General features: G+C 35.0%; 22 protein-coding genes and 1 tRNA gene. 7 read left to right on the top strand and 16 right to left on the bottom strand.

Features of this window, described 5'->3' with window-relative positions; all coding sequences use genetic code 11:
* Window positions 1-8: 8 nt before the first annotated feature.
* The 7 genes from V1468_RS15850 to V1468_RS15820 are packed head-to-tail and all read right to left on the bottom strand — an operon-like array spanning window position 9 to window position 10,247.
* Entirely contained in the window at window positions 9-1,628 is a 1,620-nt protein-coding gene (locus tag V1468_RS15850; RefSeq protein ID WP_331811187.1) for a sodium:solute symporter, read from the bottom strand.
* Between the two features lie 19 nt (window positions 1,629-1,647).
* Window positions 1,648-2,835 (bottom strand): aldose epimerase family protein, encoded by a 1,188-nt coding sequence (locus V1468_RS15845; protein WP_331811186.1) that lies wholly within the window; start codon window positions 2,833-2,835, stop codon window positions 1,648-1,650.
* Window positions 2,836-2,845: 10 nt separating this feature from the next.
* A complete protein-coding gene (araA, locus tag V1468_RS15840; RefSeq protein WP_331811185.1) occupies window positions 2,846-4,342 on the bottom strand; it encodes an L-arabinose isomerase in 1,497 nt (498 codons plus the stop codon).
* A 14-nt stretch (window positions 4,343-4,356) separates the two neighbouring features.
* A complete protein-coding gene (locus tag V1468_RS15835) occupies window positions 4,357-5,058 on the bottom strand; it encodes an L-ribulose-5-phosphate 4-epimerase (protein ID WP_331811184.1) in 702 nt (233 codons plus the stop codon).
* The gene (locus V1468_RS15830; RefSeq protein ID WP_331811183.1) at window positions 5,042-6,733 is read right to left on the bottom strand and encodes a ribulokinase; all 1,692 of its coding nucleotides are present in this window, start codon (window positions 6,731-6,733) and stop codon (window positions 5,042-5,044) included. The genes V1468_RS15835 and V1468_RS15830 overlap by 17 nt, the downstream gene beginning before the upstream one ends.
* 5 nt (window positions 6,734-6,738) lie before the next feature.
* Window positions 6,739-8,715, bottom strand: coding sequence for a glycoside hydrolase family 127 protein (locus V1468_RS15825; RefSeq protein WP_331811182.1), 1,977 nt, complete (start codon window positions 8,713-8,715; stop codon window positions 6,739-6,741).
* Window positions 8,716-8,723: 8 nt separating this feature from the next.
* Window positions 8,724-10,247, bottom strand: a complete 1,524-nt coding sequence (locus V1468_RS15820) for an alpha-N-arabinofuranosidase (RefSeq protein ID WP_331811181.1) — start codon at window positions 10,245-10,247, stop codon at window positions 8,724-8,726.
* Between the two features lie 70 nt (window positions 10,248-10,317).
* Between V1468_RS15820 and V1468_RS15815 the strand changes: the two genes are divergently transcribed.
* The gene (locus V1468_RS15815) at window positions 10,318-11,004 is read left to right on the top strand and encodes an NUDIX hydrolase (RefSeq protein ID WP_331811180.1); all 687 of its coding nucleotides are present in this window, start codon (window positions 10,318-10,320) and stop codon (window positions 11,002-11,004) included.
* Window positions 11,005-11,021: 17 nt separating this feature from the next.
* Here V1468_RS15815 and fsa read toward each other — a convergent pair whose 3' ends face one another.
* The 3 genes from fsa to V1468_RS15800 form a co-directional block, all read right to left on the bottom strand.
* The gene (gene fsa / locus V1468_RS15810) at window positions 11,022-11,678 is read right to left on the bottom strand and encodes a fructose-6-phosphate aldolase (protein WP_331811179.1); all 657 of its coding nucleotides are present in this window, start codon (window positions 11,676-11,678) and stop codon (window positions 11,022-11,024) included.
* Window positions 11,679-11,682: 4 nt separating this feature from the next.
* Window positions 11,683-13,716, bottom strand: coding sequence for a transketolase family protein (locus V1468_RS15805; protein WP_331811178.1), 2,034 nt, complete (start codon window positions 13,714-13,716; stop codon window positions 11,683-11,685).
* A gap of 479 nt (window positions 13,717-14,195) precedes the next feature.
* Window positions 14,196-14,269: transfer RNA gene (locus tag V1468_RS15800), tRNA-Arg, on the bottom strand.
* A gap of 83 nt (window positions 14,270-14,352) precedes the next feature.
* Between V1468_RS15800 and V1468_RS15795 the strand changes: the two genes are divergently transcribed.
* The 6 genes from V1468_RS15795 to V1468_RS15770 all read left to right on the top strand — a co-directional run bounded on the left by V1468_RS15795 (window position 14,353) and on the right by V1468_RS15770 (window position 18,033).
* The gene (locus V1468_RS15795; RefSeq protein WP_331811177.1) at window positions 14,353-14,988 is read left to right on the top strand and encodes a Crp/Fnr family transcriptional regulator; all 636 of its coding nucleotides are present in this window, start codon (window positions 14,353-14,355) and stop codon (window positions 14,986-14,988) included.
* A gap of 43 nt (window positions 14,989-15,031) precedes the next feature.
* Entirely contained in the window at window positions 15,032-15,589 is a 558-nt protein-coding gene (locus tag V1468_RS15790) for a YeeE/YedE family protein (protein WP_331811176.1), read from the top strand.
* A gap of 1 nt (window position 15,590) precedes the next feature.
* Window positions 15,591-16,007, top strand: coding sequence for a DUF6691 family protein (locus tag V1468_RS15785; RefSeq protein WP_331811175.1), 417 nt, complete (start codon window positions 15,591-15,593; stop codon window positions 16,005-16,007).
* Window positions 16,008-16,130: 123 nt separating this feature from the next.
* Entirely contained in the window at window positions 16,131-17,537 is a 1,407-nt protein-coding gene (locus V1468_RS15780; RefSeq protein ID WP_331811174.1) for an MBL fold metallo-hydrolase, read from the top strand.
* A gap of 12 nt (window positions 17,538-17,549) precedes the next feature.
* Window positions 17,550-17,753 (top strand): YgaP family membrane protein, encoded by a 204-nt coding sequence (locus tag V1468_RS15775; protein WP_331811173.1) that lies wholly within the window; start codon window positions 17,550-17,552, stop codon window positions 17,751-17,753.
* Window positions 17,754-17,760: 7 nt separating this feature from the next.
* Window positions 17,761-18,033: a heavy-metal-associated domain-containing protein gene (locus tag V1468_RS15770; RefSeq protein ID WP_331811172.1), complete on the top strand. Its 273-nt coding sequence runs from the start codon at window positions 17,761-17,763 to the stop codon at window positions 18,031-18,033.
* A 29-nt stretch (window positions 18,034-18,062) separates the two neighbouring features.
* Here the strand turns inward: V1468_RS15770 and V1468_RS15765 are convergent, their stop codons facing one another.
* From V1468_RS15765 to V1468_RS15740, 6 genes are all read right to left on the bottom strand, one after another.
* Window positions 18,063-18,335 carry an ATP-dependent Clp protease adaptor ClpS gene (locus tag V1468_RS15765; RefSeq protein ID WP_138433690.1) on the bottom strand — a complete coding sequence of 91 codons (273 nt, stop codon included), beginning with the start codon at window positions 18,333-18,335 and terminating at the stop codon, window positions 18,063-18,065.
* A gap of 39 nt (window positions 18,336-18,374) precedes the next feature.
* Window positions 18,375-19,211, bottom strand: coding sequence for a 50S ribosomal protein L11 methyltransferase (gene prmA / locus V1468_RS15760; RefSeq protein WP_331811171.1), 837 nt, complete (start codon window positions 19,209-19,211; stop codon window positions 18,375-18,377).
* On the bottom strand, window positions 19,212-19,961 hold the full coding sequence (tpiA, locus tag V1468_RS15755; RefSeq protein WP_331811170.1) for a triose-phosphate isomerase: 750 nt from the start codon (window positions 19,959-19,961) through the stop codon (window positions 19,212-19,214).
* A gap of 89 nt (window positions 19,962-20,050) precedes the next feature.
* A complete protein-coding gene (locus V1468_RS15750; protein WP_331811169.1) occupies window positions 20,051-21,127 on the bottom strand; it encodes an ABC transporter permease in 1,077 nt (358 codons plus the stop codon).
* A 1-nt stretch (window position 21,128) separates the two neighbouring features.
* Window positions 21,129-22,223 (bottom strand): BT_3928 family protein, encoded by a 1,095-nt coding sequence (locus V1468_RS15745; protein WP_331811168.1) that lies wholly within the window; start codon window positions 22,221-22,223, stop codon window positions 21,129-21,131.
* Between the two features lie 84 nt (window positions 22,224-22,307).
* Window positions 22,308-22,850 (bottom strand): DUF1599 domain-containing protein, encoded by a 543-nt coding sequence (locus V1468_RS15740; RefSeq protein WP_331811167.1) that lies wholly within the window; start codon window positions 22,848-22,850, stop codon window positions 22,308-22,310.
* Window positions 22,851-22,888: the final 38 nt, after the last annotated feature.

Below are 22,888 nucleotides of genomic sequence, written 5' to 3'. Positions count from 1 at the left end.
AAAGTTAGTTACTCACCATTAAAAAATATCATTACAGCTACAACTACGGCAACAATTAAAAGAGAAACTGCAACGTCTACCCAATTGTAACTGCTCTTATTCTTAGATTTTTCCTCTTCAGAAATAGTTCCAAAGGTTAAATTATCTGTTTTCTCTTTAGCTGGTTTTCCTGTTACTAAACTCACAACTACAATTAGTATCATACAGAATAAGAAGAACCACGATGCAAATGATAAAAAGTTCATATCGCCAAACTTATACAAGATGCTATCTGTGCTAAATGAATCTTTAACTAATTCTAAAATAATTCTTATTGCACCAACTATGAGGCCAACTACTAAAGTGACGTAAGCACCAGTTCCGTTGATACGTTTTGAGAAAATACCCAATAAGAATACAGCTGTGATTGGTGGTGCAATATACGATTGTACGCTTTGTAGATATTCATACAATACACCAGAAATATTAGCCATAACAGGAATCCAAGCCATACCGATAACAACAATTATTGCAGTAGCGATTTGACCTGTTCTTACCAACTTCTTCTCAGGTGTGTTTGGTCGTAATTTCTTGTATATATCAATAGTGAACAGTGTCGAACACGAGTTAAACACAGAAGCCAGAGAGCTCATTAAAGCAGCCAATAAACCTGCTGCAACCAAACCACGTAAGCCTGATGGCAGTAAATTACTCATCAACACAGGAAATGCTTGATCAGCCGTTTCCCATTGTAATTCTCCACGCATTTTTAAAGCCAAGGCAATGATTCCAGGCACCAAGAATAAGAATACTGGCAATAATTTTAAAAAGGCGCCAAAAATAGTTCCTCGTCTTCCCTCTTTTATGTTCTTTGCTGTTAACACACGTTGTACAATATATTGATCTGTACACCAATACCAAATACCTGTTATAGTACTAGCGATCAACAATGGCAACCAAGGAAAATTTGGATCGTCCATAGAACGCCACATATTAAGATATTCTGGTGTTACGGTTTGTGTCATACTTTCCCAACCACCAACTTTATCTAAACCTATAATTGTCAATGCTGCTGCTCCAACAACTAATAAAACAGCTTGTAAAGTTTCGGTATAAACCACAGCTCGCATTCCACCTAAAACCGTATAAATACCTGTTAGAATAACAGTTGCCAAGGCACCTGTCCAAAAATCGATACCTAATAAAGCAGAGACTACTATTCCACCTGCATAAATAGTTACCGAAATTTTTGTCAATACATAAGCTACAATTGAGAAGATGGAAAGTATCCAGCGCGAACGTGCATCAAAACGTTTTTCCAAGAATTCTGGCATTGTAAACACACCACTTCTGGCGTAAAACGGAAGGAAAATCCAGCCTAACATTAATACCACCCAAGCCTGGATTTCGTAAATCAACATTGGTAACTTGTCTCCTGCTCCTGCACCTGCTAAACCAACAACGTGTTCAGACCCAATATTAGAAGCAAATATGGAAGCACCAACTACAAACCAACCTACATTTTTACCTGCGAGAAAGTAATCTTCAGTATTGTCGTTTTTCTTTCTAATGACCCAAACAGCAATACCTGCTAAAATCAGAAAGTAAAAGACAATAGCAATCCAGTCGTATAAATCCAGCGTTTGCATAGTTAGTTAGTTTAGTTAGTTATTTTACCGAAAACTTGAATGTTGTTTTAGTTGAATAGGTTTCTCCTGGTTGTAATACTGTTGATGGAAATTCAGCCTGATTTGGCGAATCTGGATAGTGTTGCGTTTCTAAACAAAATCCTGTTCGGTGCGCATAAGTGCCACCATTTGGCATTGGTAACGTACCATCTAAAAAGTTTCCTGTATAAAATTGAATAGCAGGTTCTTCAGAAAAAATCTCCATTAAACGTCCACTAGTTTCATCATAAGCCGAAGCTACCAAGCGCATATCTCCTTTTTCTCCATTTAAAACCCAACAATGGTCGTAACCCTTACCACGTTTTAATTGTTCGTTATCAACATTAATCTCTTGCCCTATTTTTTTAGAAGTATTAAAGTTGAAAGGTGTGCCTTCAACTTTTCTTATTTCTCCTGTCGGAATCAACGTTTCATCCACAGGCAAATAAGCATCTGCTGCAATTACTACATCGTGATTTAATATATCTTTTGAAAAATCTCCTGTTAAATTAAAATAAGCGTGTTGGGTTAAATTAACAACTGTGGCTTTATCTGTTGTAGCCTTGTAAGACACTTCAACTTCATTATCATTTGTTAAGGTATAAACCACTTCAACACCTAAATTCCCTGGATAACCTTCTTCGCCATCTTTACTTTTGTAGGATAATTTTAAAGCGGAACCATTGTCGCTTTCCATAGGTTCTGCAGTCCAAACAACTCTATCAAATCCATTAACACCACCGTGTAAATGGTTTTTACCATCGTTTGTTGCCAAGCTATATTCATTTCCTTCTAAAGTGAATTTTCCATTAGCAATTCGGTTGCCATAACGACCTATTAATGCACCAAAAAATGGGTTGTCTTTTTCATAATCTTTAATGTTATCAAAATTAAGCACCACATTTTCTAGCTTGCCATCTTTGTTAGGCACTTTTAAGGATGTAATTCTTCCGCCATAAGTAATAACGCTTAACTCTACACCATTGGCGTTTTTTAAACTGTACTGTTCTATTGCTGTACCATCTTCGGTTTTACCAAATTCTGATTTTTCTATCTTCAATGTATTATCTATCACAGTTTCTGTTTTTTCTTCTGTTGATTTGTCTTTTTTCTCGTCTTTACATTGCATTAATGTACTTGCAAAAGCAAGCATTAAAATAGACAATAAAATTTGTTTTAGCGTTTTCATTTCAGTCAGTTTATTGAAACATATAGTAAGCTTCGTTAGCTCTAATAGATTCCTTGAAGTTTCTAATTGTGGTGTCTTCATCTATGACCAAAGATTCAATACCTGCCATCTCTGCAAAATCTTCTAATTGCTCTACGGACAGATTTTCACTATAACAAGTATGATGTGCTCCACCACCTAAAATCCAAGCTGTACAGGCGGTTTTAAAATCTGGCAAAGGTTTCCACATAATTCTCGCTACAGGTAATTTTGGTAGTTCCTCTTTAACTTCTTCTCCAACGGTTTTGTTAACCAATAATCTAAAACGGCTACCAAAATCCATTAAGGCTGCTACTAAAGAATCGCCTGCTTTACCATTAAACACCAAACGTACTGGGTCTTCTTTACCACCAATACCTAAAGGATGAACTTCACACGATGGTTTGTTTGCTGCCAAAACTGGGTCAACCTCTAACATATGTGAGCCCAAAATTCTTGGTTTTTCTGGGTCTAGATGATAAGTATAATCTTCCATAAAGGCATTACCACCATCTAAACCAGAACCCATAACTTTCATTGCTCTTACCAAGGCAGCAGTTTTCCAATCGCCTTCGCCCGCAAAACCGTAACCTTTTTGCATTAAGCGTTGTACTGCAATTCCTGGCAATTGTTTCATTCCGTGTAAATCTTCAAACGTATCTGAAAATCCTTTAAAACCACCATCTACCAAGAATTTCTCCAAGCCTAATTCAATACGAGCAGATTCAATTAATGATGAACGTTTGTCGCCACCTTCTAGCAGATTATCTGCCATATTGTAAGACTTTTCATATTCTTTAACCAAAGCATCAATTTCAGCATCTGTTATAGAATTAATCACTTCAACCAAATCTCCAACAGCATAGGTATTTACTGAAAATCCGAATTTAGTTTCAGCTTCAACCTTATCTCCATCAGTCACTGCCACAAAACGCATATTATCTCCAAAACGCGCGAATTTTGCTCCTTGCCAATCATCCCAAGCTGCAGCAACACGTGTCCAATCTCCTATACTTTTTTGTACTGAATTTTCAGACCAATGCCCAACAACTACTTTTCTGTTTTTACGCAGTCTACTAACCATAAAACCAAACTCTCTGTCTCCGTGGGCTGCTTGATTTAAGTTCATAAAATCCATATCAATAGAATTCCAAGGAATATCTCTGTTGAATTGCGTATGCAAATGACACAATGGTTTTTGAAGTGCAGTTAAACCTCTTATCCACATTTTTGCTGGCGAAAACGTATGCATCCACGTGATGACACCAATGCAATTTTCTTCTTGATTTGCCGCAGTTAACGTGTCGTATATTTCTTCTGTAGATTTAACTGTTGGCTTGTAAACTACTTTTACAGGAATACCTTCTGAAGCATCTAAAGCCTTTACAATTTCAGCCGAATTTTTGGCAACTTGTTCCAAAGTTTCCGGACCGTACAAATGCTGGCTTCCTGTTACAAACCAAACTTCTTTATTTGAAATATCTATCATTTTAATCTATGTATTTATTGACCGTAATACGCGTTTTTTCCGTGCTTACGCTCATAATGCTTTTTTATTAATGAATCTTTTAATCGTGGTGCATCAGGATTAATCTGAAGTGTTAAGTAAGCCATTTCAGCCACCACTTCTAGCACCTTGCTATTGTAAACTGCTTTTGCAGCATTTTTTCCCCAAGTAAATGGACCGTGATTTCCTATTAAAACCATCTCCACTTCTTGATGTGATAGGTTTTTATTTTTGAAACAGTCTAAAATTTGAATTCCAGTATTGTGCTCATAATTGCCTTCAATAAGCTCGTCGCTCATTGGCGGTGCACAAGGAATATCAGCTGTTAAATGGTCTGCGTGTGTTGTTCCAAAAATTGGAACGTCTTTTTGTGCTTGAGCCCAAGCGCAAGAAAATTTGGCGTGTGTATGTGCTACACCTCCAATATCATCCCAGTTTTTGTATAAATATGAATGTGTTTTAGTGTCTGACGATGGACGCATTGTACCTTCAACCACGTTATTATCGTAATCTAAAATCACAATATCTTCAGGCTTTAAGGTCTCGTAAGGCACTCCACTTGGCTTAATAGCAAACACGCCATTGGCTCTATCTACAGCACTAACATTGCCAAAGGTGTACACTACCAAATCCAATGCATTTAACTGCATATTGGCCTCGTAACATTCTTCTTTAAGTGACTTATACTTGGAACTCATACTTTTTTGTTTTGATGGAATTTTCAACAAATTCTCCTAATACTTTGTAGGCATCCATTAGCTTTTCGTAGGTTTCTACATAATCCGCTTGCGGGAAATATTCTGCTTCAAAATCGCTACCCATTACTTTGCTTGCCTCAATAACATTTTCGTAAATACCAGCAGCAACTGCAGCATAAATTGCAGCACCTAATGCAGGCGCTTGGTCAGATTCTGCCACTTTAATTGGCATATTTAAGGTGTTTGCCAAGGTTTGCATTATAAAAGGCGACTTACGAGCTACACCACCAATGCCAATAACAGTATCAATCTCAACACCTTCATCTTGAAAACGGTCCACAATCATTTTTGCTCCAAAGCAAATGGCATTGACCAAAGCCTTAAAAATATGTGGTGCTTTTGTGCCCAATGAAATACCTGAAATTGCTGCTTTCAATTCTTGATTAGCATCTGGTGTACGTCTGCCATTAACCCAATCTAAAGCGATTGGAACAGCTTCAGTTACTGGAATTTTTTCAGCTTGCGCTGCTAATGTTCTTATAAATTTTGCTTCAACTTCTTCCTTAAGTTGCTTTTTAATATCGTCTGAAAGTAAATTGGAAGTCATTACCAAATTATCAATTGGCCAATCCAATACACTTTTAAACCAAGCCAACACATCGCCAAAAGCCGACTGACCAGCTTCTAGACCAATCATTCCAGGAATTACAGAACCGTCTACCTGTCCGCAAATGCCATTTACACAATTAGCACCAATAACTTCTTCATCAGCGACCATAATGTCGCACGTTGAAGTTCCCATTACACGAACTAATGCATTTTTATCAACCTTTGCACCAACAGCACCTGAATGCGCATCAAAAGTACCGACTGCAATAACAGTCTTTGTAGTTAAGCCTAATTTATTTGCCCATTCTTCATTGAGATGACCTGCAACTTCATCTGAAGTATAAGTGTCTTCGTATAAATTTCCTCTTAATTCAGCTAAATAAGGATGTAGTTGTGATAAGAATTCTTCTGAAGGTAAACCATTCCAGCTTTTGTGCCACATTGCTTTATGACCTGCTGCACAACGACTTCGTTTAAAGGTTTTTAAATCTTTATCATCAGCCAACAAATACGTCATATAATCGCAATGCTCCATCCAGGTATAGGCAGCTTCTCTTACTGCGCTATCTTGTCTTGCGATATGTAAAATCTTTGCCCAAAACCATTCCGAAGAATAAATACCACCTTCAAACCTGGTAAAATCTTCTCCTCCCCAACTTTTGGCTAATTCATTAATTTCATTGGCTTCCTTTACCGAAGTATGGTCTTTCCAAAGCACCATTAAAGCATTTGGATTGTCTTTAAAACCATCTACCAAGGCCAAAGGCACACCATCTTTATTTAAAGGCAAAGGCGAAGAACCTGTAGTATCTATACAAATACTCACAACAGATTCTGGCGATACTCCACTTTGAGAAATTACAGAAGTTATGGTGTATTCTAAACCTTCAATATGATCTAATGGATGCTGTCTGAATTGGTTAGTCCCGGCATTGCAATACTTTTGCTCTTTCCATCTTGGATACCAAAATACCTCGGAAGCCAATTCGGCTCCGTTGTGTGTATCTATTAAAACCGCTCTAACAGAATCTGAACCATAGTCTAGACCTATAACGTATGTTTTCATAAATATTAATCTTTTGTAATAGGCAACCAAACTTTCATTTTTCCTACACCACGGTTTGACCATGCATAATAGGGAATAGCTTTAAATTTTTGGTTTGAAATGGTATTGATACCTTTTAAAATATCTTCATTTTGAACCTTGAATTCTTCATTTTCTGAGATGGAAATCTCATTAAAACTTAGATTATCAATTTCTTCTACTGCGTACACCAGTGGTCCATATTCCAGAGACCGTTTCCCTTTGTCTTCTTCTACTTTATCATTAGCTTTTACTATTCTTACTTCCATAGGAAAGTAGATTTCCACACTATCACTGTTGCTCCATTCTCTTGTTACTTCAAAATAACCATTGTTTATTTTGGCATCTACTTTGTTGCCGTTAATAATCAATTCTGGTTGGTTGTCCATTTTGTTTACGTAGGCATATAAGTCGCTAGGTGTTACTTTATTTCTACTCCATCCTGGAATTCTAAATTTTATCGTGGTTTCCGATTTTGCATCAACTGTCATTTTAACCGTTCCGTCCCAAGGATAAGATGTTTGTTGCGTCACTTTTATTTCTTTATCATCATTTAGATTGATAGTGGCTGTGTTTGATGCATATAAATTAACGTAAACCGTATTGTTTCCTTTTGAATACATAAGTCCTGGAATAGACGGAACAAATCGAATAACATTTGTAGGACAACAAGAGCAATCAAACCAAGCTTGACGCGTACAAGAGCCACGATTAAACTTATATTCTCCATCCGATTCCAGCGCATTTGGATAGAAGAAGTTAATGCCATCTAAGGATAAACCAGAAATTAATCCATTGTAGAGCGTACGCTCAATTACATCAAAATATTTTGTGTCTCCATACAGGTTATGCAACTTATGATTCCAGTACACACTACCAATAGCCGCACACGTTTCACTATAAGCAGTAAGATTTGGTAACTCATAGTTTTCTCCGAAGCTTTCTCCATCGTGTCTTGCTCCCAGCCCTCCCGTAATGTACATTTTTTTTGATACCATATTATCCCAAAGGTCATTAACAGCAGCCTCATACGAACTGTCGTCCTGAAGTGCAGCAATATCTGTCATAGCCGCATACATATAAACTGCCCTTACAGCATGACCAACAACCTCATCTTGCTGTACAACAGGTATATGGTCTTGGGAATAAGAACCAAATAATTCGTGGTTTTCAGAATTACCTCTATTATCCAAAAAATACTTAGCAAGTTTAATATAGTCTTCTTTTCCTGTTATTTGATAAAGTTTTATTAAGCCTGTCTCTATGATCTGATGTCCAGGTACAGTATGTATTTTTCCTTCTTCACTCCCAAATGTCTCAACCATTAAATCTGCGTTCTTTAAAGCAATATTTAAAAAATTCTTTTTACCAGTTGCCTTAAAATGAATAGCAGCTGCTTCATAAAGATGGCCAGCATTATACAGCTCGTGACTTGCTGCCAAGGACTCCCATCGTTTGCCTTCTTTGACCTCAACCCATGGTGCTGGTGGTTTAGCAGGATTGATGGTTCTCCAAGTTGTTAAATAGCCGTCTTTTTCTTGACCAACCTTTATAATATCTATTAATGAATCTAGAACTTTTTCTAACGTAGCATTTTTTGCGCTAATCAAAGAATTTGATGCACCTTCTATAATCTTATATACATCTGTGTCGTCAAAGGGCATTTCGCCTTTTACTTCGCCTTCTCTATCTCCTCCCGCAACTAAGAAATTATCTAGCCTACCTTCTTCTTCACATTTAGCAATAGCGTATTCTATGGTTTTTTCCTGTACCCGCTTTATAATCGGCAACCAAAACTCGTCGGATAATTTTACGTGTTGTATATCCACGGGTTCTATTGTATAACCTTTTTCAGTTTTATATTTTTCTTTTTGACCGTCAACTTTTGGTTCTTGTTTACAATTGAAACAAATAAAGACAAGACTGAAAAAGATGCTTATTTTGAGTTTTTTGAAAATCATCATTCCATTTACTAATTAGCCTCAAAAACAACCACAGAAAATGCAGGAATATCTAACGTTATTTGATTCTTTTTAGATTTATAATCTTTGAATTCTTTTGGTGAAATTTTATTGGGATTCTCAAATGTATTATAATCTTGAATCTTTTCTGAAGACAGTATTGTAGCGGATCTTGGCTTTAAGTTGTCCACATTTATGGTAACTTCATAATCCTTTTTAATATCAATATTTACCAAGGAAATATATGTTCTACCATTGTTGTCTTTTGATGCTGAGACAGAAATAGCAGGAACGTTTCCATAATCTGGATTGTTTTCAATCTTAGTTGGCAATAAAAGTGCATCTTGATGTACCTTATACATATTCATTACATGATACGTTGGAGTCAATATCATTTTTTCGCCTTCGGTTAAAATTACTGCCTGAAGAACATTTACCGTTTGAGCCAAGTTAGCCATATGAACGCGGTCTGCATGATTATTGAAAATATTAAGTGTTAAACCTGCAATCATAGCATCGCGCATGGTGTTTTGCTGATATAAAAACGCATTATTTGTGTTTGGCATTACATTGTACCAACCTCCCCATTCATCAACTATAAGGCCTACTTTTTTTTCAGGATCGTATTTATCCATAACCTCACTGTTCTTTGTTATGAATTCTTCCATAAACCAAGCACGCTGCATAGTTTTAAAGTATTCCTCTTCTGTGAAATCAAATGAAGAGCCTTTATTTTCCCAATTAAAAACAGAATAATGATGAACGGATAAACCTTCAATTGATTTCAGCGGAATGTTCTTCATAACTGTTTCCGTCCAGTCATAATCGTCCCAGCCTGGACCTACCGCAATTCGGTATAACCCTTCTGTATTGGAATAGCTAGTCATCGCCCTGGCGTACCGCTTGTAAAGATTGGAATAGTAATCTGCAGTCATATCTCCACCACAATCCCAAGACTCGTTTCCAATGCCCCAATATTTTACGTTCCAAGGTTTGGCTCTACCATTTTCAGCCCTTAAATCCGTTAAGTTGCTAGAACCGTTTGCATTGTTAACATACTGCTCCCATTCCACAGCTTCTTCTATTGTACCAGAATTCATGTTAACAGCTAAATAGGGCTCGGCTCCGATTTGCTCACATAAATTCAAGAATTCATGAGTACCAAAACCATTATCTTCTCTTACATTGCCCCAAGAATAATTTTCTATGTGCTTACGTTGGTCTTTGGGCCCAATAGCATCCTTCCAATGGTAGGTGTCTGCGAAGCAACCACCTGGCCATCTCAGGTTTGGGATTTGAAGTTCTTTTAGCGCTTCAATAATATCGTTTCTAACGCCACTTGTGTTTGGTATCTTGCTATCATCGCCAACGTAAAGACCTCCATAAATACATCTACCGAGATGTTCGGCAAAGTGGCCATAAATATGTTTACTAATTGTATCTGTGGGTTGTTCCGAGTCAATTTCTACAATGATATTTTGACTAAAAGCAGATGCCAAAATCAAAGAAAACAGTATTGAGAATGTACTTTTCATTTTACAAGTGTATTTTTTACATTTAGTAAATATAAACAAAAAATGAATATCTTTATAAAAATTTAAACTATTGAACGCCTATAATCCACAAGACAAAGTTCTACTAGCTGTAGACTGCATTATTTTTGGTTTTGACAACGAAGATTTAAAAGTACTTTTTGTAAAAAGAGATTTTGAACCGGAAAAGGGTAATTGGTCCTTAATTGGTGGTTTTCTAAAAAAGGAGGAGACTTTAAATGATGCCGCTAATCGTATTCTCCATAATTTAACTGGAGTAAATGATATCTATATGGAACAATTTTATACATGGAGTAATATTGACCGTGACCCAGTAGAAAGAACAATCTCAACATCATACTATGCCATTATAAACATTCAGGAGTACAATGAAAAACTCACTGAACACCATAATGCAAAGTGGTTTAGCTTAACTGAAGCACCACACTTGATTTTTGATCATAATGAAATGTTGGCCAAGGCTACTAGACGTTTACGCCGAAGAACATCAATCAGCCCAATTGGTTTTGGACTATTGCCTGAAAAGTTCACGATGCGTCAGCTTCAAAAGCTATATGAATCTATTTTAGACAAGAAATTGGATAAAAGAAACTTTGTTAATAAAATAAAGTCAATGGATATATTAATAAAGTTAAATGAAAAAGATATGACCTCTTCTACCAAGGGATCATATCTCTATATTTTCGATCAGGAAAAGTATGATGCAAAACAGACTAATGATTTCTATCTGAAATTATAGTCCATTAATTAACACCTTTATTGATTTCCTTTTTTGTAATCTTCTAAAAACTTAGCCAGACCATTATCGGTTAAAGGGTGTTTTAGTAGCCCTTCGATAGAACTTAAAGGTCCCGTCATAACATCCGCTCCAAGTTTTGCACAATCAATAACATGCATTGTATGACGTACTGACGCTGCTAATATTTCTGTACCAAAACTATAATTATCATAAATATGTCTTATTTCTGCAATAAGATTTAACCCATCTGTAGAAATATCATCTAACCTACCAATAAAAGGACTTACATAGGTTGCACCAGCCTTAGCAGCTAATAATGCTTGACCTGGAGAAAACACCAAAGTCACATTGGTTCTTATGCCTTTATCGCTAAAATATTTACATGCTTTAACACCATCTTTTATCATTGGCAATTTTACCACAATCTGCTCATGTAACTCGGCTAATGCTTCACCTTCTTTTACCATACCCTCAAAATCTGTTGAAATGACCTCTGCACTAACATCACCATCTACAATATTACAGATATCCACATAGTGTTTCATTATATTATCATGGCCAGTAATACCTTCCTTTGCCATTAAAGACGGGTTTGTTGTTACACCATCTAAAATTCCCATATCCTGAGCTTCTCTTATCTGCCCTAAATTTGCTGTATCTATAAAAAACTTCATTCTTTTATTTATTTAATAGTTCTTTTACTTGATTGAAAACATTTTCTCCCGTGAACCCAAACTTATTATCTAATACACTCGCAGGTGCTGAATACCCAAAGTGATCTAACCCAAATATTTTACCGTTTCTTCCTACTAAACCTTCTAGATTAACAGGTAATCCGGCTGTTAAACCAAAAGAAATTACATCAGATGGAATGACTTCTTCTTGATAAGATTTTGATTGTTGCCTAAACAATCCTTCAGACGGTACAGAGACTACTTTTGATTTTATACTTAGTTTTTCTTCTAAAAGTTTAGCACCTTCCATCAGCGTCGAAACTTCAGAGCCATTTGCTATTAAAACCACATCCGGATTCTCAACATCTTTAACCACATAACCACCTTTTGATGTATGTGATGCATCTTTATATCTAGATTCGCCGTTTGTTGGTAAATCTTTTATTCCTTGTCTAGAAAGTATTAAACCTGTTGGTGTGTTTTTGTTTTCTAAAGCTAATTTCCATGATGCTACGGTTTCAGCAGAATCAGCTGGTCTTAAAGCTAAGAAGCTTGAGTGTCCGCTATGATTTTTAAGCTTTTCTAACAACCTTATCTGAGCTTCTTGTTCTACAGGTTGGTGTGTTGGCCCATCTTCACCAACTCTAAATGCGTCATGAGTCCAAACGTATTTAACAGGTAATTCCTGAATAGCACTCAGACGTATAGCTGGTTTCATATAATCCGAAAACACGAAGAATGTTGCCACCACAGGAATTACACCTCCATGCAAAGCCATTCCGTTTGCCATTGCGGCCATAGTTAATTCTGCTACACCTGATTGTAAAAATGCACCAGAAAAATCTCCTTTTTGTAAAGATTTAGTATGCTTTAGGAATCCATCCGTTTTATCACTATTAGATAAATCTGCAGAAGAGACAATCATGTTTTCAACATGTTGTGCTAAATAACCTAATACTGCAGAAGATGCTGCACGTGTTGCTAAACCTTCTTTGTATTCAATAGATTCAAAATCTAATTCTGGTAAATCTTCTGAAAAGAAACTATCTAATTTCTTAGCTAAGTCTGGGTAAGAATTTTTCCAATCTTCAATTTCCTTCTTTTTTGCTGCAGCCTTCTCTTTCTTATCTTCTATGAGTTCTAAATAGAATTTCTCTACATCCTCATACTTGGCAAAAGAATCTTCAACATTTGCTCCTAAATTTTTTAAAGTAGCTTCATAATCAGCTCCAGTATCTCCAATTGGTTTTCCGTGCAATTCACAGTGTCCTTCATAACTTTCACCATCCGCAGTAACACAACCTTTCCCCATTATCGTTTTACCTATGATTAAAGTCGGTCTCTTTTCTTCTTCATTGGCTTGTTTTAAAGCACTTCTAATTTCATCATGGTTATGAGCATCTATTGTAATAACATTCCATCCCCAAGCCTCATACTTCATAGCTGTATCTTCACTAGTTACCTCATCTGTCATCGTAGATAATTGCACATCGTTAGCATCGTAGAACATTATAAAATTGTTTAAACCTAAATGACCTGCAATTCTTCCGGCACCTTGCGAAATTTCTTCTTGAATACCTCCGTCCGAAATAAATCCATATATTTTATGATTCATCCAATCTCCAAAACGAGCACTTAGAAACTTTGCCGCAATTGCAGCTCCAACACCCATTACATGACCTTGACCTAAGGGTCCAGATGTGTTTTCTACACCTCGTTTTACATCAACTTCTGGATGTCCTGGAGTTACCGAATTCCATTGTCTGAAATTTTTGATATCATCTTTTGAATAATTATTGAACAAATAATATTGAGCATAAAGCAACGTAGAAAGGTGACCTGCATCCATAAAGAAACGATCTCTAAATTCCCATGACATATCCGATGGATCAAAATTTAAAAACTCAGAGTAAAGAATATGCATAAAGTCTGCACCACCCATTGGTCCTCCCGGATGTCCAGAATTTGCTTTTTCTACCATTGAGATACATAAAGCCCTTATATTATTTACTGCTAACTGGTCTATTTTTTTGTTCATATCAAATGAGTTTTTTTATTTATAATTAAAGTAACGATGAAAACATTTAAACTACACTTATAAGTGTTATTCACACACTTACAAATGTAAATAAATATTACTCACAAAGCTAAAATGTTCTTATTTTAATCAAGCACACGTTAAATGGGTTTGATTCTGTCGAAGAGTGTTTTTAAATATTTAAGCTAAAATTTTAATTTGAGAGAAAGATAATACTTAATTCTAATATGAAATAGCCCGACTTAGTGAATTTTCTAATTTTGGATTTCTTAAAACATCAAAAAAAATGACAAATTCCATAAATGATCTGTAGAGTACTTCTCAGAAAAAGAAAATATAAACGAAGATGAAAAACTGATTAAACTAACTAATCTTTACGTAAAAGCAGATCATTTTACAGCAACCTCCACAACACTAAACTAATTGCCTAAATGTAAAAAGCGGAGAACCTATCTTTTACGATTAATTCTCCGCTGTAGTGACCACGGCAGGATTCAAACCTGCAACCTTCTGAGCCGTAATCAGATGCGCTATTCAGTTGCGCCACGTGGCCTATTTAAGGGCTGCAAATATATAACTTTTATTAAAAAATCACCAAACTATTTATTTGAAAATCTAAATGATTATTTTTGAAACATGATTTCAAAAGACATTTTAGAACCGTTTTCATATTTGTTTGATGAAGAAATTCTCAAGAACATATCTCAAGTCGCAGATATCAAAACCTTCAAAAAGAACGATATCATTATTGATATTGGTCAAGAACTGAAATATGTCCCACTTTTAATAAGAGGTAATATTAAAGTATTAAGGGAAGACAATGAAGGTAGTGAATTATTACTTTATGTTCTAGAATCTGGCGATACTTGTGCAATGTCTCTAACATGCTGTATGGCTAAATCTGTGAGTAAGATAAGAGCTATTGCAGATGAGGATACTACTGTTATTATGATACCAATAGATACGATGAGAAGTTGGTTTGACACCAACGATAGCTGGAGAAGTTTTATTTTACAGAGTTATCAAATACGTTTTGATGAAATGCTAGAAACTATAGACACATTGGCATTTATGAAAATGGATGAAAGACTATTTAAATATCTTACAGACAAGGTAAAACTTTCTGCTTCTACAGATTTAGAAATTACTCATCAGGAAATAGCAGAAGATTTGCATACCTCTAGAGTTGTAGTTTCAAGATTATTGAAACAGCTTGAAAAACAAGAACGGATAACTCTTGGAAGAAATAAAATTCATGTTATAGATTTTTAATCTATTCAAAAAAATCCCTTAATAATTTAAATTTTAAAATTAAATGGAACTAATTAAAGAACCTTGGCCATGGTATGTCTCTGGTCCATGTATAGCTATTACAATGTTTTTACTGCTTTATTTTGGCAGAACTTTTGGCATGTCTTCTAATTTAAGAACCATGTGTGCTATTGGTGGAGCTGGAAAATATTCTGAATTTTTTAGGTTTGATTGGAAAAGCCATAGATGGAATCTCATTGTTGTTTTAGGTGCTGTTACAGGTGGATTTATTGCGCATTTTTTTCTTTCAAACCCTATAGATATGAATCTCAGTGCTGAGACTGTTAAAGATCTAAATGAGCTTGGTTTTAAAAATGCAGGAAACAGTCTTTTACCACCGGAATTGTTTGCTTGGGAAAATGTGTTAACTCTTAAAGGTATTACCATACTAATTGTTGGAGGCTTCTTAGTTGGCTTTGGTACACGCTACGCTGGCGGTTGCACCTCAGGACATGCCATTACAGGTTTAAGCAGCCTACAACTACCATCCTTAGTTGCCGTTATTGGTTTTTTTATTGGTGGTTTAATAATGATTCATTTAATATTCCCAATACTATTTTAAGATGAAGAATTTTTTAAAGTTTTTTTTAGTTGGAATATTCTTCGGAATTGTATTAGTTAAGTCTGAAGCCGTTTCCTGGTATCGTATTTATGAAATGTTTAAGTTTCAATCCTTCCACATGTACGGTATTATTGGCACTGCTGTTTTTACAGGTATTATTTTATTGTTAATTGCAAAAAAGAAACACCTTAAAACTACCCAGGGCACCTATTTGCGAGTTCCTTTAAAAGACAAAGGACTTATTAGATACATAGCTGGTGGAAGTATTTTTGGACTAGGTTGGGCACTTTGCGGAGCTTGCCCAGGACCAATGTATATTTTGGTAGGAACAGGTGTTTTTTCTATACTAATTGTAATAGCTGCCACACTAGTGGGCACATTTGTATACGGACTTTTAAAGCGTAAGCTTCCGCATTAGTCTGCGACCTATGTAACAAATAGTACATTAAGATTTTTTTGCTTTTATAATTTAGCGTAAATTTATAAGAGTAAGAAGGTTTTACACAGACTTCACTTCTGTTTAAATAAAAAATTACAACTAATGAAAATTGAACAATTATATACAGGATGTTTGGCTCAAGGTGCCTATTATATTGAATCTAAAGGAGAAGTTGCAATCATAGATCCATTAAGAGAAACCCAACAATATATAGATAAAGCAAAGTCTAATAATGCCAAAATTAAGTATGTTTTAGAAACGCATTTTCATGCAGATTTTGTTTCAGGTCATGTAGATTTGGCTGAAAAAACAGGTGCTACTATCGTTTTTGGACCAGGTGCACAAACAGAATACAATATTCATTCTGCTACTGATGGCGAAGAACTTAAACTTGGTGAGCTTACTATAAAAGTATTACACACACCAGGTCACACACTTGAGTCTGTAACGTATTTGCTTAAAGATAAAAACGGAAAAGACCATGCTATTTTTTCTGGAGACACCCTTTTTCTAGGTGATGTTGGCCGACCTGATTTGGCCATAAAATCAGATCTTACAGAACGAGATTTAGCTGGCATGTTATATGATTCATTAAGAACAAAAATTATGCCTTTGGCTGATGATGTTATCGTATATCCTGCTCATGGAGCTGGTTCTGCTTGTGGTAAAAATCTAAGCAAAGAAACCGTTGGTGTTTTAGGCGATCAAAAGAAAACAAACTATGCTTTGCGTGCAGATATGACCAAAGAAGAGTTTGTTGAAGAAGTGCTTGATGGTATTGCACCACCTCCACAATATTTTGCTAAGAATGCCATGATGAATAAAATGGGCTATAATGCTTTTGATGACATTCTTAAAACTGGAAACAATCCATTATCTCCTGAAGAGTTTGAAGCATTGGCTAATCATGAATCTGCTCTTGTTTTAGATGTAAGACCACAGTCTGAATTTATCAAAGGACATATACCTAACTCTATTTTTATTGGATTAAACGGACAATTTGCCCCTTGGGTTGGTGCTTTAATCACAGATATAAAACAGCCTATCTTATTAGTTGTCCCAGAAGGAAAATCTGAAGAAGCTGTTACCAGATTATCTCGAGTTGGTTACGACAATACCTTAGGTTATCTTGAAGGTGGTATAGACGCATGGAAGGCTTCAGGAAAAGAAATAGACTCCTTAGAATCTATCTCTGCTGAAGAATTTGAAAAGAGAGCAAACTCATCAGAATTAAATGTTTTAGATGTACGTAAAGATGGTGAATATAAAAGCATGCATTTAGAAAATGCTCAGCATTTTGCACTAGATTATATTAACAATCAAATGGATCAAATAGACAAGGACAAAACCTATTATGTACATTGTGCAGGTGGTTATCGTTCTGTTATCGCAGCTTCTATCCTAAAAGCAAGAGGTTATCATAATTTGGTAGACATTGCTGGCGGATTTGGTGCTATTAAGAAAACAAACTTACCTACTACCGATTTTGTTTGTCCATCAACACTTTAAAACTCTTTTATTATGAAAAAGAACATGGGAAGTTTAGACAAAGGCATTAGAATTGTAATTGCAATTGGCATAGCCTTATTGTATTATTTTAATGTAATTGAAGGTACACTGGCTTATGTTTTAATGGCATTGGCTATTGTTTTCTTACTGACAAGTTTTATTAGTTTCTGTCCGCTTTATTTACCTTTTGGATGGAATACCTGTAAACGCAAATAATTACAAAATGAAGAATACGACTGTACAAGTACAAAATCTAAAATGTGGAGGTTGTGCTAATACTATACTAACGCAATTATCTAAACTAGACGGCATAACTGATGTTTCAGTTAACAATGACACAGACGAAGTAAGTTTTAATTACAATTCAGAAAAAGAATTTGAAACTGTAAAAACAAAACTTTCAGACCTTGGTTACCCAATTGTTGGCGAGCAAAACTCACTTCCTAAAAAGGCTAAATCTTTTGTGAGTTGCGCGGTTGGAAGAATTACAAAATAAAAAAATCCCTCGATTGAGGGATTTCTTTTTTATACTATTTCTGCACTAAGTCCTGCTTGTAAAAGCTTGGAACATCGTGGCTTTAAATCTTCGTAAGCACCTGTTTTTACAGTACACTTTCCTTTATAATGTACAATAATAGAACATTGTTCTGCTTGTTCTGGTGTGTGATCGCATGCGTAGATTAGTGTATCTATTACATGATCAAAGGTATTCACATCGTCATTAAATAAAACAATCTCATTTTGTTTCAGTACTTCTTCTTCGAGGAGTAATTCTTCAGATAATTTTTCTTTCGTCATAACTACAAACGGATTTGAGGATTTCTCGTTTTAATTACACTAATTTATGAATTTTAACGATACCCAATCACCTCTTTTTAGGGTTTCTTTCAATTTTAACATGTGTTTATTACATAGATCTTCAAGCATTGTAATGTCTTCTTCGTAAAAACCACTCAGATACAACTCTCCATTAGCATTCAAACACTTAGCATAACTTGGTATATCTGCTAATAGAATATTTCTGTTAATATTAGCTATAATTGTGTCGTAGTGTTTATTCTCTAAAAGCTTTACATCTCCTTCGTATACCGAAATATGTTCGCAATCATTTCGCTCTACATTCTCTAAACTATTGAGGTAACACCAATTATCTATATCTATAGCATCTAGTTTTGTAGCACCTACTTTCTCTGCTAAAATGGCCAAAACACCAGTACCACAACCCATATCTAAAACTGATTTATTTTTAAAATCATTTTTTAAAATATGCTGAATCATCATGTGTGTGGTTTCATGATGACCTGTACCAAAACTCATTTTTGGCTCTATAATGAGGTCAAATTTTGTATCTGGTTTATCATGAAATGGAGCACGTACAGTTACCAAATCGTCTACAACTATTGGATTGAAATTCTTTTCCCATTCAGCATTCCAATTGGTTTGTTCTATTTCATCAAACTCATAGGTAATCTTAAATTCATCAGAATTAAGAATCTCAATTTCATCTAAAATAAATGCATTCCAATCGTCTTTTTGAATGTATGCAGTAACACCTTCAGAATCTTCTACAAAACTTTCAAAACCAGCATAACCTAGCTCAGCAATTAAAATTTCTGTAGCAGGTTGAAGTGGTTCTACCTTAAACTCGTAGCCTATGTAAATTGGGTTTGTCATTTAAAATGCATTCACAATTGCAAAGAAGTCTTCAGCCTTAAGCGAAGCACCACCAATAAGTCCACCATCTACATCTGGTTTAGAAAAAATTTCTTGAGCATTATTTGGCTTTACACTTCCTCCATATAAGATAGACACAGAATCTGCAACTTCAGTACCATATTTTGCTGCTAATGTTTTTCTAATAAACGCATGCATATCTTGTGCCTGTTCTGGTGTTGCTGTCTCACCTGTACCAATTGCCCAAACTGGCTCGTATGCTAAAACAATATGCTTAAAAGCATCTGCTTCTAAATGGAATAATGCGTTTTTAATTTGATTTTCTACAACAGTTTCTTCTTTTCCTGACTTACGATCTGCTAATTCTTCGCCAAAACAAAAAATAACTCGCATTTCGTTTTCTAATGCTGCATCAACCTTTTTCGCTAAGGTTTCATCGGTTTCATTAAAGTAGGCTCTGCGTTCACTATGGCCTAATATAACAGTATTTACACCTATACTTTTTAACATTGAAGCACTCACCTCACCTGTATAAGCTCCACTTTCTGCGAAGTGCATATTTTGTGCTATAACTTCTACATCGTAATCTTTAGTGGATTGAAAGGCCTGCCATAGGTTGGTGAATGTTGGCGCTATCATCACCTCTGCATCTGAAGTTTTTACTTGCTTTTTCATAGCATTAATTAAAACTTCAGTTTGCGATAAATCATTATTCATTTTCCAGTTACCAGCAACAATATGTTTTCTCATGATTTTTTTAAAATTGATTCAACTTAATTTGAAGTATACAAAAATAAGACTTTAAAGAAGAAAGCCGATTGATAATTGTCAGTTAATTGTTAAGATAACTTTACTCTTGGATCTAGCCAAGCATAAATAATATCAACAAGTATATTGATGGTTATAAAGACAATTGCAATAATTAAAACCGATCCCATTATTACTGGTAAATCTAGAGTATTTAATGCATTAACTATTTCTTTTCCTAAACCATTCCAACCAAAAATATACTCTACAAAAACAGCTCCTGCAAGCATAGAAGCAAACCATCCTGAAATTGCTGTAACCACTGGATTTAATGCATTTTTTACAGCATGATTTTTTATCACCTTAAACTCGCTTAATCCTTTTGCTCTTGCGGTTCTTATGTAATCTTGACTCATTACATCTAATAGCGAGTTACGCATGAGTTGAATAACGACAGCCAACGGACGAATACCCAAAACAATGGCAGGAAGTATTAAATTTTTCCATTTTATGGTCATTTTTTCACCAAAATCATCTAATTCGTAAAGGCTTCCTGTCATTTCTAAATTGGTGTATTTGTGCAAAACAAAACCAAACAACCATGCAAACAGAATTGCGCTAAAAAAAGATGGTACACTCATACCAAACGTACTTAGCACTTGTATGGTTTTATCTATCCATGTATCTCTATATAATGCTGAAATTATTCCTAAGATAATACCAAGAATTATGGCTATTGCAATAGCTGAAACGGCCAAAACAAAGGTATTGGGAATAGTTTCACCAATAACATCTGTTACTTTTTTGCCTTGCTTAGTGAAGGATTCTCTTAAGTAAGGGGTTTTTACAACCGTTGTAGTATTTCCGATTGTAAATAACCTTGCTGCATTATACTTATTAGTGCTTAAAAACGTATAATCTTCTGTGTTATTAGAGTGAAATGACACTGGAGATAAGTCATTTAAATAGTACAAAAACTGTGTTCCGATTGGTTTATCAAAACCATATTTTTTCTTAACAGCCTTTACTTGATCATCGGATTGATTTTGACCCAACATCATCTTTGCTGGATCACCTGGAAGAATGGTAAATAAAAAGAAAATAACAGTAACTACACCTAATAAGGTGATGAATGCGTAGAATAGTTTATTTACGAAGTATCTTATCAAATTAAAGCTCTATATCTTCAATATCATTCCAATGTGCTTTATTTACAACTGTTCCTTTTTCCAAAATAACGATACCTGGATTTGCGCGGACAATTGTTTTAACCACCTTTTCATCACATAAGTAGAAATCAAAATTAAGATTATAATCTTGTTTCACTTTTTGTTTTTCAGCTTCGCCAGAAGAGGTTAAACCAATTACAGTATATCCTTTTTTAATAGCTTGGTCTGTAAAGGCTTTTAATTTAGCAACTCCATCTGACTCGGCAGTTGTTATATTGTACATTGCAACCATTACCAGCTTATCTTTTTCCATAAAATAAGTCGTTAGATTTTCATCTTCAGACTCAATAGAAAAATCTTGGATTGGTGGCACATAACCTTCATCTATTGTCTTTGTTTCAACACCAACATATTCGCCTTCTACAGTTGGATAGCTTCCGTTGGTCACAAACTCTTTTTCTTCACCATTAACGTTAAATGTCCATGTATATTCTAAAACTGGTTTTGCTGCATTTTCTGGAATTTCCATTTGCTTTGGTAAGTTCTTTCCAATTGCATAAGCTCTAAAATCGATAGCTGGTAAATGCATTAACACATGGTAACCAAACCATAAAGACACAATAAAACTGAGTAGTGCAATAACTGTAGTCGGTAATTTAGTAAATAATGGTTTTATATGTCTTAAACCTGCTACCAAAATCAATATTAACACTAATAAAATGACATCTTTAGTAAAGCTTTCCCAAGGTGTTAATTTTAACGCATCACCAAAACAACCACAGTCTTTTACCTTATCAAAATATGCTGAATAAAAAGTTAAAAATGTGAAGAAAACTATCATGGCCAACAAACTGTAAACTGTAAATTTCGGTTTGTAACCAATGAGTAAAAACACACCTAAAACAACCTCAAAAACTACAACAAAAACAGAAAGCAATAAGGCGTAAGGAATCATGAATTCCATGTTTAGTACATCTGCTCCAAAATACTCTTGCAGTTTATAGGAGAACCCTAAAGGGTCGTTCAGTTTAATAAACCCAGAGATTATAAATAAAACTCCAACAAATATTCTGCTAATGTGTGTGATGTATTTCATGTTTTTTTCATTCCTATGTTAGTAGGAATTTATTTTAAATTATTAAGGCTTCGATTGCGCTCTGCCAGACACTCATTTATTTATTTATTCTCCCTCTCCCAAATGAATCATGGCAAAAACAGCATAATTTATCATGTCTTGATAATTAGCATCTATACCTTCGCTTACAATGGTTTTGCCTGCGTTGTCTTCAATCTGCTTTACGCGTAATAGTTTTTGTAAAATTAAATCGGTTAACGAGCTTACACGCATATCTCTCCAAGCTTCACCATAATCGTGATTTTTGTTCATCATTAATTCTTTGGTTAGTGCCACTTTTTCATCATAGAATTTTGTTGCTTCTTCCGTGCCCATATCTGGCTGCTCTACAACACCTTTTTCTAACTGAATTAATGCCATAACACAGTAGTTAATGATACCTATAAACTCACTTACTTCTCCTTCATCAACCTTTCTTACATCGTTTTCTTGTAACCCTCTAATACGCTGCGCTTTTATAAAAATCTGATCGGTAAGCGATGGCAATCTTAATATTCTCCATGCACTTCCGTAATCGCTCATTTTATTTACAAAAAGTGTTCTGCACTTTTCTATAACAGCATCGTATTGTTTTGATGTATCTTGCATATAATTCCGTAAAAATTTCTGTAAATTTCGCTTATTTA

The organism is Winogradskyella poriferorum, from assembly GCF_036553625.1.
Classification (GTDB): domain Bacteria; phylum Bacteroidota; class Bacteroidia; order Flavobacteriales; family Flavobacteriaceae; genus Winogradskyella; species Winogradskyella poriferorum.
The sequence above is the reverse complement of the archived record's forward strand: the minus strand, read 5'-3'. Positions and strand labels throughout refer to the sequence as shown.

Bases quoted from the DNA above. Each gene is read 5' to 3' on its own strand.
- V1468_RS15850 (WP_331811187.1), bottom strand. From the start codon at position 1,628: ATGCAAACGCTGGATTTATACGACTGGATTGCTATTGTCTTTTACTTT.
- V1468_RS15845 (WP_331811186.1), bottom strand. From the start codon at position 2,835: ATGAAAACGCTAAAACAAATTTTATTGTCTATTTTAATGCTTGCTTTT.
- araA (WP_331811185.1), bottom strand. From the start codon at position 4,342: ATGATAGATATTTCAAATAAAGAAGTTTGGTTTGTAACAGGAAGCCAG.
- V1468_RS15835 (WP_331811184.1), bottom strand. From the start codon at position 5,058: ATGAGTTCCAAGTATAAGTCACTTAAAGAAGAATGTTACGAGGCCAAT.
- V1468_RS15830 (WP_331811183.1), bottom strand. From the start codon at position 6,733: ATGAAAACATACGTTATAGGTCTAGACTATGGTTCAGATTCTGTTAGA.
- V1468_RS15825 (WP_331811182.1), bottom strand. From the start codon at position 8,715: ATGATGATTTTCAAAAAACTCAAAATAAGCATCTTTTTCAGTCTTGTC.
- V1468_RS15820 (WP_331811181.1), bottom strand. From the start codon at position 10,247: ATGAAAAGTACATTCTCAATACTGTTTTCTTTGATTTTGGCATCTGCT.
- fsa (WP_331811179.1), bottom strand. From the start codon at position 11,678: ATGAAGTTTTTTATAGATACAGCAAATTTAGGGCAGATAAGAGAAGCT.
- V1468_RS15805 (WP_331811178.1), bottom strand. From the start codon at position 13,716: ATGAACAAAAAAATAGACCAGTTAGCAGTAAATAATATAAGGGCTTTA.
- V1468_RS15795 (WP_331811177.1), top strand. From the start codon at position 14,353: ATGATTTCAAAAGACATTTTAGAACCGTTTTCATATTTGTTTGATGAA.
- V1468_RS15790 (WP_331811176.1), top strand. From the start codon at position 15,032: ATGGAACTAATTAAAGAACCTTGGCCATGGTATGTCTCTGGTCCATGT.
- V1468_RS15785 (WP_331811175.1), top strand. From the start codon at position 15,591: ATGAAGAATTTTTTAAAGTTTTTTTTAGTTGGAATATTCTTCGGAATT.
- V1468_RS15780 (WP_331811174.1), top strand. From the start codon at position 16,131: ATGAAAATTGAACAATTATATACAGGATGTTTGGCTCAAGGTGCCTAT.
- V1468_RS15775 (WP_331811173.1), top strand. From the start codon at position 17,550: ATGAAAAAGAACATGGGAAGTTTAGACAAAGGCATTAGAATTGTAATT.
- V1468_RS15770 (WP_331811172.1), top strand. From the start codon at position 17,761: ATGAAGAATACGACTGTACAAGTACAAAATCTAAAATGTGGAGGTTGT.
- V1468_RS15765 (WP_138433690.1), bottom strand. From the start codon at position 18,335: ATGACGAAAGAAAAATTATCTGAAGAATTACTCCTCGAAGAAGAAGTA.
- prmA (WP_331811171.1), bottom strand. From the start codon at position 19,211: ATGACAAACCCAATTTACATAGGCTACGAGTTTAAGGTAGAACCACTT.
- tpiA (WP_331811170.1), bottom strand. From the start codon at position 19,961: ATGAGAAAACATATTGTTGCTGGTAACTGGAAAATGAATAATGATTTA.
- V1468_RS15745 (WP_331811168.1), bottom strand. From the start codon at position 22,223: ATGAAATACATCACACACATTAGCAGAATATTTGTTGGAGTTTTATTT.
- V1468_RS15740 (WP_331811167.1), bottom strand. From the start codon at position 22,850: ATGCAAGATACATCAAAACAATACGATGCTGTTATAGAAAAGTGCAGA.